Source organism: Micromonospora sp. URMC 106, from assembly GCF_051386395.1.
Taxonomy (GTDB): Bacteria; Actinomycetota; Actinomycetes; order Mycobacteriales; family Micromonosporaceae; genus Micromonospora.
In genome coordinates this window covers 1-1,101 of sequence record NZ_JBPQTP010000232.1, presented here as the reverse complement: position 1 = coordinate 1,101, position 1,101 = coordinate 1, and the positions used below count along the sequence as shown (strand labels likewise).

The window sequence follows — 1,101 nt, the reverse complement described above, 5'->3', positions numbered from 1 at the left end:
CGGTGCTCCAACGCCGCCCTCGTCGTCACCAACGACCACGACACATCCGCCACCGACAGATCGGAACGGTCCCGCACAAACGACACCAACCGCGCCGCCTGACCCGCCAGACCCCGCTCCGAGCGCGCCGACACCACCCACGGCACCGGCACCCCGGTGGCTGTGCCCTCGACCGGGGCCGAGACGGACTCCGGCCGCGGCCCGGCCACGGGCTCCACCGCCCCGGCCAGGAGTTCCCCTGCCGCAGGCGCCGGATGCGCTGCCGGCACCGACTCACGCTCCGGCGCGGAGTCGGGCTGCTCCAGGATGACGTGCGCGTTCGTGCCGGAGATGCCGAACGAGGACACCGCCGCCCGACGCGGACGCCCCACCACCGGCCACTCTCGCGCCTGCGTCACCAACTCCACCGCACCCGACGACCAGTCCACATGCGACGACGGCTCGTCCACATGCAGGGTCGCCGGAACCACACCCGCCCGCATCGACAAGATCATCTTGATGATGCCCGCCACCCCGGCCGCCGCCTGCGTGTGACCGATGTTCGACTTCACCGACCCGAGGAGCAGCGGCGTGGCCTCGCTGCGGCCCTGCCCGTACGTCGCCAACAGCGCCTGCGCCTCGATCGGGTCCCCAAGCCTGGTACCCGTGCCGTGCGCCTCCACCACGTCCACGTCCCCGGCCGACAGCCCCGCCGACGCGAGGGCCTGCCGGATCACCCGCTGCTGCGACGGACCGTTCGGCGCCGTCAGACCGTTCGACGCGCCGTCCTGGTTCACCGCCGTAGCGCGCACCACCGCCAGGATCCGCCGGCCGTCGCGCCGCGCGTCGGACAACCGCTGCACGACCAGGACACCGACGCCCTCGGACCAGCCGGTGCCATCCGCGGCGTCCGCGAACGACTTGCACCGGCCGTCGGCCGACAGGCCGCCCTGAATCGAGAACTCGGCGAAGGTGGCCGGGGACGCCATGACGCAGACGCCGCCGGCCAGGGCCAGGTCGCACTCCCCCGACCGCAGCGCCTGCGCCGCCAGGTGCAACGCCACCAACGACGACGAACACGCCGTGTCCACCGTCACCGCCGGCCCCTCGAAACCGAACGAG

Annotated in this window: 1 protein-coding gene; it reads right to left on the bottom strand. The window is 73.3% G+C overall.

Annotation, left to right across the window (positions count from 1 at the left end):
• Window positions 1–1,101 (bottom strand): beta-ketoacyl synthase N-terminal-like domain-containing protein (locus tag ACSNOB_RS31885; RefSeq protein ID WP_436691144.1); only part of this gene is annotated, 1,101 nt, incomplete at both ends.